The following is a 15,036-nucleotide window of genomic DNA, read 5'->3' as shown; positions in this document are numbered from 1 at the left end:
TACCTCGATTAAATGAAAAGGGCGGCTCCCTTTTCGGAAACTGCCCTGCTTATCCTGTCCTGCTGTTGTCTGAAGACCGCCGTCAGACAGCCTGTGTCTATGTTTCTCCGGCAGGATCTTACTCTGCGCCTTCCATCATAAACTGGATCAGCCTGTCTATATCTTCCTTCTCATATGCGATGACCTCCAGTTCCGGGATCTCGCCGTTTGAGAAGATATTTGCCATGGAAACATACTGGGACAGTTTGGACTTCAGGTTCAGCCTGTCTCCCTCTCCTGTCACCAGCTCTACCTTACCCTTGCAGGAATCAATGACTTTAAAAAAGCCGTCTATATCTGTAATATTCTGAACTTTCATTTTATGTTCTCCTTTCTATGCTTTCTGATTTTTACATTTTCAACCTCTGTCGGAGGAACGCAGGCACTGTTCCGCGCCCGACCCGCTCCTATGCCTATTATAAACGATTTCATCTGGATTGCAAGATTTTTCCCTGATTTTCGTCTATGGTGACCTTTCCCTGTTTTAACAGTCTGCCCACGGCCCGCTTAAACGCGGCTTTGCTCATGCCGAACTCCCTTTTTATCCGCTCCGGGTCTGCCTTGTCCGTAAACGGGAGACATCCGCCGTTCTTTTCGATCCTTTCCATGATCTGCTGCGCGTCCGCGTCCATCTGCTCCGGGATCCTGCCCCTGACGCTTAAGTCCATCTTCCCGTCCGCCTTCACATCCGCCACCCGGGCTTCGACCTGCTGGCCGATAAACATCCTGCCATAGACTTCCCTGCGCGGGATCAGGGCGGAATACCGGTCATCTACCGCGACAAATACGCCGAACTCCCGGCTGATCCCATAGACTGTACCTCTGACCATGTCATTCTTTTTATACGGAGAATCAGTCCGCAGCAGGGGGTACACTTTCATCGTCGCGCACAGTCTCCCGCTCTTGTCCACATAGAGGCTGACAAGGCAGCGGTCGCCTTTTTCCACTTTTACAGTCTGTTCCTTAAACGGCAGGAGCAGGTCTTTCTCCAGCCCCCAGTCCAGGAACGCACCGATACGCCCCACGTCAGCCACCTCGAGCACAGCCAGTTCTCCCAGGGTGATCTTCGGTTCCTTTGTCGTGGCGATCATCCTGTCCGAGGAATCTTTATAGAGGAATACTTCCACCGGATCGCCCACTTCGATCCCTTCCGGCACCTGCTTCTTCGGCAGCAGCACCCGCTCTTCATCACTTCCGAGGTACACGCCGAAGTCAACGGTCTTGACCACGGTGAGCACCTGCTTTTCTCCTAATCTCATATCTTTTGGTCTCCTTTTCGGGACATCCCCTTCTGTCTGTCAGGCTTTCCCGGTATTTTTATCTTACTATATTTTTATCCCGCTGTATTTTCATCTTACTATATTTTCGTCTCACTATAATCTAAGGTATCACGGGAAGAATGTCAATGTCATAGTTCAAAGAGGTCATAGTTCAAAAAGGTCATAGTTCGAAGAGGCTCATCTGGTGGAAGTCCTCTTCCACTTTCCGCTCCGCGGCCTGTTCCCATCTGATCCGGCTGTCCGGCAGCTCATTTTCTCCATTTTCTCCGTTTTTCTTTTTCAGCTCCTCTAGGAACTCAGAGAGTTCGCCTGACGATGTAATGACCAGCTCTTCCTTTGCCCTGGTCATCCCCACATAGAACAGCCGCCGTTCCTCATCTCTGTCTGCCGGGTGTTTTTCGCTCTCCAGCGGGATCAGCCCTTTCTCTGCCCCGCAGATGAATACTGCCGGGAACTCCAGTCCTTTTGAGCCGTGGAGCGTCATCAGGGTCACTGCCTCTGATACATATTGCTTATTCCCGCACCGTTTCAGGTCGCTCTCCACGCCCAGCTCAAGAGCGCTCAGGAATTCATCCATTGTCCTGTAAAATACGGTCATTCCCGCAAACTGCGCCATCGCCTGCTCTTCTTCCAGTCCCATCTCAGAAATCCATTCTTCCAGGAATTTCTGCGGCTTTTTCTTATTCCATGATAGCCTCAGTTTTTCCGCTGTATTCCTGATCAGCTCCTCCGTCATAGTATTCCACGGGAGCTTCCAGATCAGCCTGGAGAAACTCTTCCCGCCCTGCCACGACATAGGGGATCCCCTCTTTTTTCAGGCATTTTTCCAGGAGATGCGCCTGATGGTTCGTCCGGTACAGGACGGCGATATCCCCGAAGCCTCTGACCTTCCGGTCTCCGTTTTCCCATGCTTCTCTGTGGGCCTCCAGCATTCCGACGCCGCCTGCCATGTGCCCGATCTCCTTTGCGATAAAAATATCTTCTGCCAGGGGGCTTGCCGCCTGCACGACACGCACAGGCACATTGTCCGGGCAGTTGGCGTGCAGGCTTTCCCTCCTGCCCATAACTGTCTCCGCCGCTGTCAGGATCTGCGGCGCGGAGCGGTAATTTTCCTTCAGCCCGATCACTTCAAGGTCCGGATAATCCTCTGCCAGTTTTTCAAAGCACTCCGCGTCCGCCCCGCGGAAACCATAGATCGACTGGTCCGGGTCCCCGATCACAAAGAGCTCCTGCCCGAAACTGTGCCAGATCTTGATCAGACGGCGCTGGATCAGGTTGATGTCCTGGAATTCATCCACAAGAAGATACCGGAAACTCTTCTCCCACCCGGGCTGCACATTCCCGCTCTCGATCAGATCTGCGGTGCAGAGGAGAAGATCGTCAAAATCGTACAGTTTTTTCTCTGCTTTTAACTGTTCATAGCGGTCATATGCCTGTCCTGTCTGTGCGTCCGCGATCCCTGATTTCTGCCGCGACACCTGCTCAAGGAATTCCTTTGCGCTCATCGTCTGCCCGCACTCGTCCAATGCCTGTTCCGCCAGCTCCCGGAGCTCTGCCTCTCCTGCCAGGAAGAATTCCCTGCCCTGCGCTTTCAGGAAATCCAGGCAGACCGCGTGGAAAGTGCCGATCGTCATCATCCTGCCCGCTGATCTTTTCCCGGTCTCTCTGACTACTCTCTCCCGCATCTCAGCCGCCGCCTGATTTGTAAATGTGACTGCTGTGATCTCAGACGGGCGCCCCCTGCGGGTTTCAAGAAGATATTTCAGGCGGGATACAAGAGTCTTTGTCTTCCCCGTGCCCGGTCCTGCCTTGACAGCGATCCGCGCAGCCCCTGATGTGACCGCCCGGAGCTGCTCCGGATCCAGGGCTGCGGTCTGCACACGGCTGCCCTTGCGATCGATCCCATTCTCTTCAACAGCGCTTTCCCCTCCGGCCTCATCCTCACCGACAGTCTTATCCGTGCAGCCGTCTTTCTCCGCACCAACGGCTGCCGCGCCGATCATATCAAAGAAGCTCATCTGTCCTTCTGTATTTTCCAGCTCATCCGCGCTGAACAGACGGATCACACCATACTCGCCGTCAAATCCGGGGATGCGCTCTACTTTCCCATCCCTGAGCCGCTGGATTCCTTCCGCAATCCTTGTGCCGGACACCCGCCGGATATCCTCGATGGGGAGTGTCCTCAATATCTCAAACTCCGGGCCCAGCCCCAAGAGCATATGCGCATACTCTTTTCCTGCCTTTTTACTCGCCGCCGAGCATCCCATAGAAGCGGCGATCACTTCCGGGAGCGGCACAAGGCTCTCAAAGGCCTTTGCCCCTTCCCGCACATATCCTTCCGGACGGTCCGCAAGCTCCTCCACCCGGTGGGATACGCCGATGGTGATCTTGCGGCCGCACACCGGACAGATCCCATTATATTTCATAGTGTCAGAAGGAGACAGGCAGAGATTGCACTTCCTGTGCCCATCCATATGGTATTTCCCTTCCTCCGGGAAAAACTCGATGGTACCGTACAGTCCCTCTCCTGTCTGTATCGCCTGCACAAGCCCTTCGTAGGACATAGGAATATCCAGCAGATTTGCCTCTCTCCCCAGCTTCGCCGGAGAATGAGCATCCGAATTCGACACGAGCTGGAACCGGTCCAGGGCGGAGACGCGCCAGTTCATAGGCGGATCCGAAGAAAGCCCTGTCTCCACGGCATGGATATGCGGGGTCAGATCCTCAAAGCACTCTTCCACCGTATCAAACCCGGAAAACGCGCCGAACATGGAAAAATGAGGCGTCCAGATATGCGCAGGCACATACACCGATGAAGGGCATAGCTCCAGAGTGATCTCCAGCAGGTCATGGCAGTCCAGCCCCAGGATCGGACGCCCGTCGGAATGGATATTCCCAATCTGTTCCAGCTTATTTGAGATCCGCTCTGCATCCTCAAGCCCAGGCAGGATGATCACACTGTGGACCTTCCTCACCTTCCCATTTTTCTTATATATGGAACTGATCTCTCCGGTGATGACAAAGCGGGGAACCATATCTCCCCGCACACTGCCGTCTTTGATCCGGTACTCATCTCTCAGCACATACAGTCCGTCCTCCGCGGGCACGAGCTTTTCTGCCAGTTCCTCCCGCCATGCCGGGTGTGTGAAATCTCCTGTCCCCACGATATGGATGCCTTTTCTCCTCGCCCAGAGATCCAGATACTCCGGGGTACACTCTCTGCTGGTCGCCCGGGAGTACCGGGAATGGATGTGCAGATCCGCTATGTACATAGAATGCCACCTTCTCTTTCTTGCTTAAGTTTCGTTCTCTATATCGGCTGTTGAGCTACTCCTGCCCCTCTGATGTAGCTTCCTGTCTGAGCAGTTCCTCCGCGACCTGAAGGTCCGTCCAGTCAGGATGCGCTCCAAGCAGCTCCATTGTTCTCTCCACCTCTTCACACCCTGTCTCCAGCAAATCTGCGATATCAGCAGCCGACATGCTCTTTGAAACCTTTTTTCGGATAATACTCACCAGCCGGGCCTCGCCCTCTGCCCTGCCTTCCGCTTTTCCCCGCCTTAAACCTTCATCTCTTATCAGCCTGTCGCGTTCTTCCATCTTCATATAACTCACTCCAATCTCCTCACTCATTTTGATCTGGTGAATCTTTTTATGCAGATGTTTCAAACGCTCATCACAGTCTTCCGGCACATTCTCGTCGCTGCTCTTTTCCACGTAATGCAAAAAATCGATCAGCGCCCTGTCTACTCTGTCTTCATTTTTCCCCTTCGTATTCAGGATGATCTTGCTGCATTCGTCTCCCATGACCAGATCCGGGAGCTCTTTGCACCGGTTGTCAAATGTATATCGGTACAGCCCATATCCATAAAGGTCGAACCCACATAGAAATCCATCCGGATCCCCCGGTTCCCCGGAAGATTGCGGATCACCTTCTGTCCTTCTTTCCAGGCAATGTTACGGATCCTGATGCCCAGTGACAGTTCGATAATGATCCTGCATGTTTCCAGATCCCCGGTGGCAGCATCAAACAGGAAATCATCCATCAGGTTCAGCTTCTGCAGGGGAGCAAGGATACTCTCAGCATCATACATCTGCATATTCAGTTTTGTTTTTTCTTCCATAAGCTTTTCTCCTTTGATTATAGTATTTTTGCTTTTGATTTACAATAAATAAACAGCTCCTGCTCCTCACTCCTTTCCTTTGCAGTTCACGTCTCACATCTGTGAATAACCGGCTGAACCAGCCTTGAAATAAAATGAATTTGAAACTGATAGTTTGATCCCCATGACCGGGGATCAGATGGACTTAATCATAGCATATCCGGGCAGAAAAAACTATGGGCAGTTTTACTCAAACCACCCACAGCAATTTTGTACATTTTGCAGTTTTAATATTATGTAGGAAATAACCCGTCAGAACATTTTTTATCAGACGATTTCTTTCACCGAACTTATATTATCGATCCGAAGTATTTTTACTACTGTCTTCTTTTTCCGTCTGCATAAAAGCATGATCCACTCGTCATCCATATCAAGCAGCATTCCTTTTTCACTGTACATAATATCAATGTAAGGAAGGGGTTCTTTTACAGCAATCTCACAGTTTTTCCCTTTATATCCCGGCAGAAAAGGGCTCCATGAAAATTCTTGTTTTCCCTGCTCATTTCCTTTTTTCTTTTCCCAGATAATATAGATCAAAAGCACGATCAGCACAATTAACAAAAAAACGACCATCCTTACTCCCCCTCTTCAAATCCGATCCCCTGTATCTTCGACAGATCAACCACTCTCTGCACGGTTTCCTTCTGGAATATCGTCCCTTCTTTTCTACGGGTATATTCAATCTTCATCCATGCCTCATTCACATCAAGTATTCTTACTCGGATATTGCCGGAAGCATCCTCCGCTCCATCTAAAAGCAGTACATCCCAGTCCGAGCAGTCCAGAATACAAGTCCTCCCTGTCAGTTTTTTCAACACATGGATATCTTTTTCTTTCTGTTTTTCCACCCTGTTTCTCACTTCATTTCCAACCAGCTCATCCAGACTGATCTTATATATCCTGGCAAGCTCGCACGCTTTATCCAAGGCAGGCGCCCCTTGACCAGATTCCCAGTTCGAGATTGTCTGCCTGCTGACGGACAGCATATCAGCGATCTCCTGCTGACTGTACCCGTGCTTTTTCCTCACTTCCATTAGCTTATCTCCGAGCATTAATAATTCTCCTTCATGTCCACATTTTTTTGAAATCCTCTTTTATTCCGCCTGTATCGTACCAGATAACGTTGCCTGATACCAGTAAATCTGCTTGGAACATAGGTAAATTTCTTTGACATTCTCTTATTTTCTTCTCATATACCAGAAAAATTCAGAATTGGCGGGCAGGACGGAGCTGGTATGTATGTGGAGAGGGCTAAGGTGACTGTATATCCGGCTGCCAAAACTTAAAAATCAAAACTACGCATCGAATTTGGCAAGGTTTCCCCTGCCCAGCAGTTCTTCCGCGACCTGAAGGTCCGTCCAGTCAGGATGCGCTCCAAGAAGCTCTATTGTTCTCTCCACCTCTTCACGCCCTGTCTCCAGCCAGTCTGCAATATCAGCAGCCGACATGTTCTTTGAAACCTTTTTTCGGATAACACCGACCAGCCGGGCCTCGCCTTCTGCTCTTCCTTCTGCTCTTATCAATCTGTCGCGTTCTTCCATCTTCATATAACTCACTCCAATCTCCTCACTCATTTTGATCTGGTGAATCTTTTTATGCAGATGTTTCAAACGCTCATCACAGTCTTCCGGCACATTCTCGTCGCTGCTCTTTTCCACGTAATGCAAAAAATCGATCAGCGCCCTGTCTACTCTGTCTTCATTTTTCCCCTTCGTATTCAGGATGATCTTGCTGCATTCGTCTCCCATGACCAGATCCGGGAGCTCTTTGCACCGGTTGTCAAATGTATATCGGTACAGCCCATATCCATAAAGGTCGAACCCACATAGAAATCCATCCGGATCCCCCGGTTCCCCGGAAGATTGCGGATCACCTTCTGTCCTTCTTTCCAGGCAATGTTACGGATCCTGATGCCCAGTGACAGTTCGATAATGATCCTGCATGTTTCCAGATCCCCGGTGGCAGCATCAAACAGGAAATCATCCATCAGGTTCAGCTTCTGCAGGGGAGCAAGGATACTCTCAGCATCATACATCTGCATATTCAGTTTTGTTTTTTCTTCCATAAGCTTTTCTCCTTTGATTATAGTATTTTTGCTTTTGATTTACAATAAATAAACAGCTCCTGCTCCTCACTCCTTTCCTTTGCAGTTCACGTCTCACATCTGTGAATAACCGGCTGAACCAGCCTTGAAATAAAATGAATTTGAAACTGATAGTTTGATCCCCATGACCGGGGATCAGGTGGACTTAATCATAGCATATCCGGGCAGAAAAAACTATGGGCAGTTTTACTCAAACCACCCACAACAATTTTGTACATTTTTCAGTTCTGATATTTCAGAAATCCTGCATTTGCCTGCGGGGGCCTTCCGATCGGATGCGCGAAGAAAACCGTCCCCTTTGATGCAAAGTCTTTCGCGGTGGGCGGGGATATGGCTCAGGTTTCGGCAGATTACTCCAAATCACCGTCGCCATATCCCCGCCCGCCGCGAAAACATCCTCGATCACATCGACGGTTTTCGGACATTCAGCCAATCGGTCGGCTCCCCCGCAAATCCAGATTTAAAAGCACCGCCCCGGTCATGTCCGCCAGCGCCCATCCGATGGGGATTGCCCACCAGATTGCTCCCACACCAAAGACAGGAGCAAAAGCGTAAGCCAACACGACTCTCGTCCCGAGCGATATGATCGTCAGAAGCAGTGAAACCTTCGGCTTTTCCACCGCGCGGAAATATCCGTACAGCAGGAACAAAATTCCAATCCCGCAGTAGCACGCCCCTTCGATCCGCAGATATCCGGCTCCGATGTTAATGATCTCAGTCTCTTCCGGCGCGATAAAGATCCCCATGAGCTGCCGGGCAAGGATAAAGACTACCGCAGATGCCGCCAGGCAGAATACCAGCACAACGGCCACCGCGCTTTTCGAGCCCTTCCTGATCCTGCCTTTTTTCCCTGCTCCGTAATTCTGCGAGATAAAGATGGAATAAGCGTTTCCGAATTCCTGCGCCGGCATATACGCCAGCGTATCGATCTTCACTCCCGCCGCAAACGCAGCCATGACCGCGGTCCCGAAGCTGTTCACAAGACCCTGCACCATGAGGATCCCGAAATTCATGACCGACTGCTGGATCCCGGTCGCTGCGGAATAGGAGAAGATCTCTCCCAGGAGCCCGCCGTTTACCCTCAGTTCTTCTTTTTTCAGGCGCAGCACTTCCTCTTTCGCGAAGCTGTATCCGGCGATTCCGATCCCGGATATGATCTGGGCAAGGACTGTCGCGATCGCAGCGCCCTCCACATTCCAGTCAAAGACAGCCACAAACACATAGTCCAGCCCGATATTCAGCGCAGTGCTGACGCCGAGGAATACCAGAGGAGTCACGGAATTTCCGACTGAGCGCAGAAGGAATGCGAAATAATTATAAAGAAAGATAAAAGGCAGCCCGAACAGGATGATCCACATATAGTCATACATCATATCGTACACATCCGAAGGGATCTGCATCAGCCTGAGGATGGGATGCAGGAATGCAAAAGACAACGCGGTCAAAAGCGCGGTGATCCCCAGGATCAGCACAAAGGATGACACCATATATTCCTTCATCTTACGGATATCCCTGCGGCCGTAGCAGATAGAAAACAGCGCGCCGCCGCCCATGCACATGCCCGTGAGGATAGAAGTCAGGAATGTCATAAGTGTATAGGCGCTCCCCACTGCCGCCAGAGCCCCTGACCCGACAAATTTCCCCACGATCCATGTATCCGCCAGGTTGTAGCACTGCTGGAGGACATTCCCCAGTATCATGGGCACAGCAAAAAGGAGCATGGTAGATGTCACGCTCCCGGTCGTCAGATCCCGCTTTCCCGGCTTCTGTACTGCTGTCCTGGTCCCTGATGGCTGATCCGCCGCTGCTGCCATGTTCCCTGACGGCTCATCCCGTACTGCCGCCATGGCCTCTGATGGCTGATCCTGCACTGCCTTTTTCTCCTGCGTATCCCGCTCTTCCATTCTCCCTGCCTCTTTTCTGCCTGATTTTACTGCCGTTTATTTCCAGATACCGCCGCGCTACATGCTCACGCTGTCGATCTTCTTCAGTTCCTCTTCCGTAAACTGTGTGTTTTCAATCGCTTTGATATTGTCCAGCACCTGTTCCGGCTTTGACGCGCCGATCAGCACACTTGTCACTGCTCCGTCTTTTAACACCCAGCTCAGAGCCATCTCCGCAAGGGTCTGCCCCCTGCCCGCCGCGATCCCGTTGAGATTCCGGATCTGCTGCAGACGCTCCTCTGTCAGTGTCTCTGCATGAAGAAATCTTCCATCCGTCCGTATCCTGCTGTCCGCCGGGATCCCGTTCAGGTAACGGTTGGTCAGGAGCCCCTGCGCCAGAGGGCTGAACGCAATGATCCCCTTCCCGGTCTCTGCCGCCGCATCTTTCAGCCCGTTCTTCTCGATGGTACGGTCAAAGATAGAATAGCGGTTCTGGTTAATGATAAACGGACAGTGCATCTCATCCAGGATAGCTGCCGCCTTTTTCATGGTCTCTCCGTCATAATTGGACAGTCCTGCATACAGCGCCTTCCCGGAAGCCACTGCCTGCGCCAGGGCGCCCATTGTCTCCTCCAGCGGCGTTTCCGGATCCATTCTGTGATGGTAGAAAATATCCACGTACTCCAGCCCCATCCTTTTCAGGCTCTGGTCCAGGCTGGCGAGGAGATATTTCCTGCTGCCCCAGTCGCCGTAAGGGCCGTCCCACATCTCGTAACCCGCCTTTGTGCTGATAATGAGTTCGTCTCTGTACTGTCCCAGGTCTTCCTTCAGGATCCTGCCGAAATTCTTCTCCGCGCTTCCCGGCGCCGGGCCATAATTATTCGCAAGGTCAAAATGCGTGACCCCATTGTCAAATGCAGTAAAACAGATCTGCCGCATATTCTCATATACCCCGGTATCCCCGAAATTGTGCCACAGCCCGAGGGACACAGCCGGCAGCTTCAGCCCGCTCCGCCCACACCTTGTATATGCCATTCTTTCATATCGCTTTTCTGATGCTCTGTACATAAAATAAATTCTCCTTCCATATAATTTCCCTTCATTTAGGGAGCACTGACGCGCCGCAGTTCTTTTAATGCAGCAGCTCTTCTCTTTATCCCTTCGATTCCCACCGTAAAAACAGGCGCAGGGACCAAACATACTAAAAAAGTGTAACACCGGCATATAGGAAATACAAGTTTTATTTCGCCCCTCCCCTTTCTCTTAAAACGTGCTATACTGTCTTTCAAAGAACCGTATATATCATGCTTTCATCAGGAGGTTTGGACCATGTCAGACAAGACAGCACAGAAGATCATCCTGAGTGCGGACAGCACCTGCGATCTGGATGAGGAACTAAAAGTACGTTATAATGTCAACTATTTTCCCCTGCATATCATACTGAATGAAAAGCAGTACAGGGATAATGTAGATATCACACCGGAAGAAATCTATCAGGAATATTACGACCACAAAACACTCCCCAAAACCGCAGCAGTCAATGTACAGGAATACATCGACCATTTCCGCCCATGGGTAGAAGACGGATACGAGATCATCCACATCAATCTGGGGCACGCGCTCTCCAGCGTATACCAGAACTGCTGCCTTGCCGCAGAAGAGCTGGGACATGTCCACGTGGTGGACAGCTGCAATCTCTCCACCGGGACCGGCCTGCTAGTCGTTGCCGCCGGGAAGATGATCGAACAGGGCATGGATGCAGCCGGGATCGCAGATGCACTGCGGAAGCGGACCTCAAAATGCCACGCCAGCTTCATCCTTGATACCCTGACCTTTCTCCACGCGGGCGGACGCTGCTCCGCTGTCGCAGCCCTCGGCGCCAATATGCTGAAATTAAAGCCATGCATCCAGGTAGACAACCGGGACGGGAGCATGGGAGTCGGAAAAAAGTACCGGGGCTCACTGGACAAGGTCCTTGTAAAATATGTAAAGGATGAGCTGGCGAAATATTCAGACATCAATACAGACCTGCTCTTTATCACCCACTCCGGGATCCCGCAGGAATATATTGACCTTGTGCGGAAGACAGTTGAAGAGACGATGAAATTTAAAGAGATCCATGTGACCAAAGCAAGCTGTACCATCTCCTGCCACTGCGGTCCGAATACTCTGGGGATCCTTTTTGAGACCATGTAGCAGCACGGTTCCGCCAGGCTTTGAAACTAAATTTTCAGGTTGATTTTCCAATCTGGATTTTTACACTGTGTTTTATGCTTTTACACTGAGTTTTATACTGAGTTTTTATACGAAGGGAAGGGAGAACATGAATACACGACCTGTTTTTCACGGGAGCGACATTGAGAAAATCTGTGGATACTATCATCTGAATAAAGAAGACATCACCAACTTCGGGGCAAATGTCAACCCGCTGGGGCTGTCTGATTCCGTAAAGAAAGAGCTTGCATCGCACCTGGATGTTCTTTCTTCCTACCCGGACCGGGATTATACTGCGCTGCGCAGTGTCCTGTCCGCATACTGCCAGATCCCTGCGGACTTCATACTCCCCGGGAACGGCTCCAGCGAACTGATCTCCCTGCTGATCGACGCCCGGGCGCCAAAACATACTCTCATCCTCGGGCCGACCTATTCCGAGTATTCCCGGGAGCTTTCTTTTTCCGGGAGCACACAGGAATACTATCATCTGAGGGAGGAACAGGACTTTGCGCTGGACGTGGACGATTTCTGTTCTGTGCTTGATAAAGGCGGGTATGATTTTCTCATTCTCTGCAACCCGAATAATCCCACCTCATCGGCGATCCTGCATGATGATATGGAAAAACTGCTCTCATTTTGCGCAGATCACGATGTGTTCGTCATGATCGATGAGACCTATGTGGAATTTGCCCCGGACATTGACGCTGTCACCGCAGTGCCGTTTACAAAAAAATTCGGCAATCTCTGCGTCCTCCGCGGTGTATCCAAATTCTTCGCGGCTCCGGGCATGCGCCTGGGTTATGCTGTCACCGGGAACAAAAACTTCCTCAAAAAGATGAAGGAAAAGCAGATTCCCTGGTCGCTGAACAGTATCGGAGCCTTTGCCGGAGAGCTGCTGTTCCAGGATAAGGATTATATCGACCGCACCAGGGAACTGGTGCTCACTGAGTGCAGCAGGATGTATGAGGCATTGTCACAACAGGGCGCTTACAAGGTCTATCCGCCTTATGCCAATTTCCTTCTGCTCAGGATCTTAAAAGAAGGAAAGACCGCGTTTGATGTGTTCGAGACATGCATCAAACGCGGTCTGATGATCCGTGACTGTTCCTCCTTCCAGTGCCTGGACGGGGAATTCGTCCGATTCTGTATTATGATGCCGGAGGACAACTCACGGCTGCTTGAGGTGTTGGAGGCCGTCTGAGCCCCTCAGCCGGTCGCAAGCTGTCCAATCTCTGCTGCCAGTCCGCAAACTGTCTGATTTCTGAGGCCAATCCGCAAGCCATCCGATTTCTGCGGCCGGTCCGCTCCTGTCGTCCTTAAGGTTGCTGTGCGTCTACTTTGAATCAGCAGATCTCCGCTCCTGCCGGCATCTCCTTCTCCGGCACCATCAGCGACAGGTTCCCGTCAGCGTCCTCTGCGCAGAGCAGCATTCCCTCTGACAGTACTCCCGCCAGCTTCGCGGGCTTTAAGTTCACCAGCACCATGACCTTCTTGCCTACCATCTCTTCCGGCGTATAGTGCGCCTTGATGCCTGACACGATCTGTTTCACCTGGCTGCCGATCTTTACCTGGGAGCAGAGAAGCTTTTTGGATTTCTTCACTTCCTCGCAGGCAATGATCTCGCCCACCTGGAACTGCATGGTCCCGAACTGTTCAAAAGTGATCTCATCCTTCGGCTCGATGTCAATCACAGCATCCTCTTTCTCAGCGCCATCCGCCGCATCTCCGCTTCCGTTCTCTGCCGCGTCATCCTTGTGCGGATGCAGTTCTTCCACTTTCTTCATCACTTCTTCCAGGTCCAGCCTCTGGAACAGGATTTCCGGTTTCTGTGTCACATGCCCGTCTCCGAGCTGCTCCAGTATCTTTTTGCTCGTAGACGGCATAAAGGATTCCAGAAGCCGCGCACCTGCTGAGATCCCCTGGATCAGGTTCCAGAGCACTGTCTCCAGGCGGTCTTTTTTCGCCTCATCCTTTGCCAGCGCCCACGGCATTGTCTCATCGATATATTTGTTGCAGCGTTTGAACAGATTGAAGATCTCTGTGATCGCATCCGCGACTCTGAGGTCGTTCATCTTTGCGTCCACTGCCTTCGGCGTATTCTCGATCACTGCCTTCAGGTCCGCGTCCACATCTTCCGCCACACCTTTATCCGTCACTGTGCCGCCGAAATATTTGTTCGTCATGGAAACCGTACGGTTCACCAGGTTTCCGAGCGTATTCGCAAGGTCGGAATTCAGGCGCTCCACCATCAGCTCCCAGGTGATCACACCGTCATTCTCGAACGGCATCTCATGGAGCACAAAATAGCGCACCGCGTCCACCCCGAAGAAATCCACCAGCTCGTCCGCATAGAGCACATTTCCCTTTGACTTGCTCATCTTGCCGTCGCCCTGTAAGAGCCACGGATGCCCGAATACCTGCTTCGGCAGGGGCAGCCCCAGCGCCATCAGGAAGATGGGCCAGTAGATCGTATGGAAGCGGATAATGTCCTTCCCGATCAGATGCAGGTCCGCGGGCCACAGCTTCTCAAACTGCTCCGTGCTGTTCCCGTCCGCATCGTACCCGATCCCCGTGATATAGTTGGTCAGAGCGTCCAGCCACACATAGGTCACATGCTTCGGGTCAAAATCCACCGGGATTCCCCACTTAAAGGACGTCCTGGACACGCACAGATCCTGAAGACCCGGGAGCAGGAAGTTATTCATCATCTCATTCTTCCTGGACACCGGCTGGATGAACTCCGGGTGCTCATTGATATAGTCGATCAGACGGTCCGCATACTTGCTCATTTTGAAGAAATATGCCTCTTCCTTCGCAGGCTGTACCTCGCGCCCACAGTCCGGGCACTTGCCATCCACGAGCTGGGACTCCGTAAAGAAGGACTCGCACGGTGTACAGTACATGCCTTCATAATATCCTTTATAAATATCTCCCTGCTCATAAAGCTTCCTAAAAATCTTCTGCACCTGCTTCTCATGGTCCGCGTCCGTTGTACGGATAAATTTATCATAGGAAGTATCCATCAGGTCCCAGATCCTCTTGATCTCAGCGGACACATTGTCCACAAACTCCTTCGGGGTGATCCCCGCTTCCTCCGCCTTGAGCTCGATCTTCTGCCCGTGCTCGTCTGTTCCTGTCTGGAAGAATACATCGTATCCCTGGCTCCTCTTGTAGCGCGCGATCGCGTCCGCGAGCACGATCTCATAGGTATTGCCGATGTGCGGCTTGCCTGATGTGTAGGCAATCGCTGTTGTAATGTAGTATTTCTGTTTGTCTGACATATAGCGTCTCCTCTCTTTCCTTATTACTTCCGGCTTACAATGGCGAAAAAAATCCCGCCTCCTTAACCTGTAAGA

General features: G+C 51.5%; 15 protein-coding genes. 2 read left to right on the top strand and 13 right to left on the bottom strand.

Annotated elements, in window-relative coordinates; translation table 11 throughout:
• Positions 1 to 118: 118 nt before the first annotated feature.
• From B5G27_RS08710 to mgrA, 12 genes are all read right to left on the bottom strand, one after another.
• The gene (locus B5G27_RS08710; RefSeq protein ID WP_087178531.1) at positions 119 to 358 is read right to left on the bottom strand and encodes a polya polymerase; all 240 of its coding nucleotides are present in this window, start codon (positions 356 to 358) and stop codon (positions 119 to 121) included.
• 109 nt (positions 359 to 467) lie between these two features.
• A complete protein-coding gene (locus B5G27_RS08705; RefSeq protein WP_087178530.1) occupies positions 468 to 1,298 on the bottom strand; it encodes a CvfB family protein in 831 nt (276 codons plus the stop codon).
• Positions 1,299 to 1,479: 181 nt separating this feature from the next.
• Positions 1,480 to 2,115, bottom strand: coding sequence for a 3'-5' exonuclease (locus tag B5G27_RS16755; protein ID WP_330399024.1), 636 nt, complete (start codon positions 2,113 to 2,115; stop codon positions 1,480 to 1,482).
• Positions 2,000 to 4,591, bottom strand: coding sequence for a UvrD-helicase domain-containing protein (locus B5G27_RS08700; protein WP_330399023.1), 2,592 nt, complete (start codon positions 4,589 to 4,591; stop codon positions 2,000 to 2,002). Before B5G27_RS08700 ends, B5G27_RS16755 begins: the two co-directional genes overlap by 116 nt.
• Positions 4,592 to 4,646: 55 nt before the next feature.
• Positions 4,647 to 5,123, bottom strand: a complete 477-nt coding sequence (locus B5G27_RS08695) for a hypothetical protein (protein ID WP_087178529.1) — start codon at positions 5,121 to 5,123, stop codon at positions 4,647 to 4,649.
• A complete protein-coding gene (locus B5G27_RS08690; RefSeq protein WP_143449671.1) occupies positions 5,093 to 5,440 on the bottom strand; it encodes a hypothetical protein in 348 nt (115 codons plus the stop codon). The genes B5G27_RS08695 and B5G27_RS08690 overlap by 31 nt, the downstream gene beginning before the upstream one ends.
• Before the next feature lie 306 nt (positions 5,441 to 5,746).
• Positions 5,747 to 6,052, bottom strand: a complete 306-nt coding sequence (locus B5G27_RS08685; RefSeq protein WP_087178528.1) for a hypothetical protein — start codon at positions 6,050 to 6,052, stop codon at positions 5,747 to 5,749.
• A 2-nt stretch (positions 6,053 to 6,054) separates the two neighbouring features.
• On the bottom strand, positions 6,055 to 6,531 hold the full coding sequence (locus B5G27_RS08680; protein ID WP_087178527.1) for a helix-turn-helix transcriptional regulator: 477 nt from the start codon (positions 6,529 to 6,531) through the stop codon (positions 6,055 to 6,057).
• A gap of 243 nt (positions 6,532 to 6,774) precedes the next feature.
• Positions 6,775 to 7,227 carry a hypothetical protein gene (locus tag B5G27_RS08675; protein ID WP_087178526.1) on the bottom strand — a complete coding sequence of 151 codons (453 nt, stop codon included), beginning with the start codon at positions 7,225 to 7,227 and terminating at the stop codon, positions 6,775 to 6,777.
• The gene (locus tag B5G27_RS08670; protein ID WP_143449671.1) at positions 7,197 to 7,544 is read right to left on the bottom strand and encodes a hypothetical protein; all 348 of its coding nucleotides are present in this window, start codon (positions 7,542 to 7,544) and stop codon (positions 7,197 to 7,199) included. Before B5G27_RS08670 ends, B5G27_RS08675 begins: the two co-directional genes overlap by 31 nt.
• 464 nt (positions 7,545 to 8,008) lie before the next feature.
• On the bottom strand, positions 8,009 to 9,304 hold the full coding sequence (locus B5G27_RS08665) for an MATE family efflux transporter (RefSeq protein WP_242958288.1): 1,296 nt from the start codon (positions 9,302 to 9,304) through the stop codon (positions 8,009 to 8,011).
• A gap of 240 nt (positions 9,305 to 9,544) precedes the next feature.
• A complete protein-coding gene (mgrA, locus tag B5G27_RS08660) occupies positions 9,545 to 10,534 on the bottom strand; it encodes an L-glyceraldehyde 3-phosphate reductase (RefSeq protein ID WP_087178525.1) in 990 nt (329 codons plus the stop codon).
• 261 nt (positions 10,535 to 10,795) lie between these two features.
• On the opposite strand from mgrA, the gene B5G27_RS08655 reads away from it, so the two are divergent.
• Together B5G27_RS08655 and B5G27_RS08650 are read left to right on the top strand one after the other, a co-directional pair.
• Entirely contained in the window at positions 10,796 to 11,662 is an 867-nt protein-coding gene (locus B5G27_RS08655; RefSeq protein WP_087178524.1) for a DegV family protein, read from the top strand.
• Between the two features lie 127 nt (positions 11,663 to 11,789).
• Complete coding sequence (locus tag B5G27_RS08650; protein WP_087178523.1) at positions 11,790 to 12,881, top strand: pyridoxal phosphate-dependent aminotransferase; 1,092 nt, start codon at positions 11,790 to 11,792, stop codon at positions 12,879 to 12,881.
• 142 nt (positions 12,882 to 13,023) lie between these two features.
• On the opposite strand, the gene metG is transcribed toward B5G27_RS08650, so the two are convergent.
• Entirely contained in the window at positions 13,024 to 14,961 is a 1,938-nt protein-coding gene (gene metG / locus B5G27_RS08645) for a methionine--tRNA ligase (RefSeq protein ID WP_087178522.1), read from the bottom strand.
• Positions 14,962 to 15,036: the final 75 nt, after the last annotated feature.

Source organism: Lachnoclostridium sp. An76 (assembly GCF_002161355.1).
In the GTDB taxonomy this organism is placed as follows: domain Bacteria; phylum Bacillota; class Clostridia; order Lachnospirales; family Lachnospiraceae; genus Mediterraneibacter; species Mediterraneibacter caccavium.
This window is presented reverse-complemented; position numbering and strand designations above follow the sequence as displayed.

Coding starts and splice junctions, on each gene's coding strand:
- B5G27_RS08710 (WP_087178531.1), bottom strand. CDS start 358: ATGAAAGTTCAGAATATTACAGATATAGACGGCTTTTTTAAAGTCATT.
- B5G27_RS08705 (WP_087178530.1), bottom strand. CDS start 1,298: ATGAGATTAGGAGAAAAGCAGGTGCTCACCGTGGTCAAGACCGTTGAC.
- B5G27_RS16755 (WP_330399024.1), bottom strand. CDS start 2,115: ATGTCGTGGCAGGGCGGGAAGAGTTTCTCCAGGCTGATCTGGAAGCTC.
- B5G27_RS08700 (WP_330399023.1), bottom strand. CDS start 4,591: ATGTACATAGCGGATCTGCACATCCATTCCCGGTACTCCCGGGCGACC.
- B5G27_RS08695 (WP_087178529.1), bottom strand. CDS start 5,123: ATGGGAGACGAATGCAGCAAGATCATCCTGAATACGAAGGGGAAAAAT.
- B5G27_RS08690 (WP_143449671.1), bottom strand. CDS start 5,440: ATGGAAGAAAAAACAAAACTGAATATGCAGATGTATGATGCTGAGAGT.
- B5G27_RS08685 (WP_087178528.1), bottom strand. CDS start 6,052: ATGGTCGTTTTTTTGTTAATTGTGCTGATCGTGCTTTTGATCTATATT.
- B5G27_RS08680 (WP_087178527.1), bottom strand. CDS start 6,531: ATGCTCGGAGATAAGCTAATGGAAGTGAGGAAAAAGCACGGGTACAGT.
- B5G27_RS08675 (WP_087178526.1), bottom strand. CDS start 7,227: ATGGGAGACGAATGCAGCAAGATCATCCTGAATACGAAGGGGAAAAAT.
- B5G27_RS08670 (WP_143449671.1), bottom strand. CDS start 7,544: ATGGAAGAAAAAACAAAACTGAATATGCAGATGTATGATGCTGAGAGT.
- B5G27_RS08665 (WP_242958288.1), bottom strand. CDS start 9,304: ATGCTCCTTTTTGCTGTGCCCATGATACTGGGGAATGTCCTCCAGCAG.
- mgrA (WP_087178525.1), bottom strand. CDS start 10,534: ATGTACAGAGCATCAGAAAAGCGATATGAAAGAATGGCATATACAAGG.
- B5G27_RS08655 (WP_087178524.1), top strand. CDS start 10,796: ATGTCAGACAAGACAGCACAGAAGATCATCCTGAGTGCGGACAGCACC.
- B5G27_RS08650 (WP_087178523.1), top strand. CDS start 11,790: ATGAATACACGACCTGTTTTTCACGGGAGCGACATTGAGAAAATCTGT.
- metG (WP_087178522.1), bottom strand. CDS start 14,961: ATGTCAGACAAACAGAAATACTACATTACAACAGCGATTGCCTACACA.